The 2,132-nt window shown below is 68.3% G+C and carries 1 protein-coding gene; it reads left to right on the top strand.

Annotated elements, in window-relative coordinates; all coding sequences use genetic code 11:
- Positions 1 to 3: 3 nt before the first annotated feature.
- Positions 4 to 2,132: molybdopterin oxidoreductase family protein (locus tag FV229_RS26595; protein WP_147754781.1), on the top strand; the 2,129-nt coding region annotated here is incomplete at its 3' end.

Here is a 2,132-nt window from a genome sequence, read left to right as displayed (position 1 = left end):
TCCCTGATCGTCGCCGAGGCCGAGAGCCTGACCGAAACCTTCTTCGGCGGCTGCCCGCACGACTGCCCGGACACCTGCTCGATGCTGTTCGAGGTGCGTGACGGCGAGCTGCTCGGCGTGCGGGGCAACCCGGACCACCCGATGACCCGCGGCACCCTCTGCGTGAAGCTGAAGGACTACGAGACGCGCCACTACCATCCCGACCGGCTGCTCTACCCGATGAAGCGGGTCGGCCCGAAGGGCTCCAAGCAGTTCGCGCGCATCACCTGGGACGAGGCGCTGGACACCATCGTCACGCGCTGGAAGGCGATCATCGACAGTCACGGCCCGCAGGCCATCGCGCCCTACAGCTACCTCGGCAACCAGGGCCTCGTGCATGGGCTGAACGGCGGCGACGCCTTCTTCAACCGCATGGGCGCCACCGTCACCGAGCGCACCTTCTGCGGCGAGGGCTCGTGCACGGCCTGGCTCCTCACCGTCGGCCCGACGGCGGGCCTCGACCCGGACAGCTACATCCACTCGAAGTACATCGTGATCTGGGCCTGCAACTCGGTCAGCACGAACCTGCACCATTGGGCCATCGTCAAGGACGCCCAGAAGAAGGGCGCCAAGGTCGTCGTGATCGACGCCTACGCCTCGCGCACCGCGAAAGCCGCCGACTGGCACATCGCGCCGAAGCCCGGCACCGACGGCGCGCTCGCCATGGCGCTGATCAATTCCATCATCGCCCAAGGCCTCGTCGACCAGGACTACGTCGACAACCACACGGTCGGCTTCGAGGAGCTGAAGGAGCGGGCGAGCACCCGCACGCCGGAATGGGCCGCCGCGATCACCGGGGTCTCGGCGGAAGACATCCGCACGCTCGCCCGCGAGATGGCGACCGAGCAGCCGGTCGGCATCCGCATGGGCGTGGCGCTGGAGCGGCATTACGGCGGCGGCCAGACCATCCGCGCCGTCACCTGCATCCCGGCGCTGACCGGCGCGTGGCGCCACGTCGGCGGCGGCGTCACCCAGTTCGGCGTGTGGGAGCACCCCTACAAGTTCGACGTGATGTGCCGGCCCGACCTGATCCCGGAGGGGACCCGCGTCGTCTCGAACCTGCAGATCGGGCGCGCGCTCACCGGCGAGCTGAAGCTCGACCCGCCGATCCTGTCGATGATGTGCTGGAACTCGAACCCCGTCACGCAGGCGCCCGAGACCGACAAGGTCGTCGAAGGGCTGATGCGCGAGGACCTGTTCATGGTCTCGGCCGAGCACTTCATCTCCGACACGGCGTCCTATGCCGACATCCTGCTCCCGGCCACGATGGGCGCGGAGATGGAGGACATGATCCTCTCCTGGGGCCACCTTTATCTCACCTACAACACCAAGTGCGCGGACGCGCCCGGCGAGGCGATCCCGAACAACGAGATCTTCCGCCGGCTCGCGGCCCGGCTCGGCTTCGAGGAAGAGAACTTCAAGTGGACCGACACGGAGTGCCTCGAGCACTACGTCGACTGGAACGCCCCGGCCTGCGAGGGCATCGACCTCCAGTACATGCGCGAGCACGGCTTCGCCCGCCTGAAGGTCGGCACGCCGGACGACCGGGCGCCCCACCGCGAGGGCAACTTCCCGACGCCGACCGGCAAGTGCATGCTCAAGGTCGAGGGCGCCACGAACTTCGTCGCCCCGCCGTTCCGGCAGATGTACGAGGGCTTCCAGCCCGGCGAGGCGCTCGATCCGCTGCCCGACTACCTCGGCCCGCGGGAATCCCACGCCAACGACCCGGAGCTCGCCAAGCGCTTCCCGCTCAACATCGTCTCGCCCAAGAGCCATTACTTCCTGAACTCCTGCTACGCGAACATGGAGGACAAGCAGAAGGGCCAGGGCGAGCAGTTCGTGATGATCAGCCAAGCCGACGCCGACGCCCGCGGCATCCGGGACGGCGACCGGGTGCGGGTCGCCAACGATCGCGGCGCGTTCAAGGGCGTGGCCCGCATCACCGACGACGTGAAGGCGGGCATCGTGGTCGCGACGCTGGGCTACTGGCGCCAGCTCAACGAGGGCACGGTCAACAGCATCTCGTCGGGCGCCTTCACCGACATGGGCCACGCGCCGTCCTTCTCGGACAACCTCGTCGAGGTCGCCCGGGC

It is taken from the genome of Methylobacterium sp. WL120 (assembly GCF_008039465.1).
Classification (GTDB): Bacteria; Pseudomonadota; Alphaproteobacteria; order Rhizobiales; family Beijerinckiaceae; genus Methylobacterium; species Methylobacterium cerastii.
This window is presented reverse-complemented; position numbering and strand designations above follow the sequence as displayed.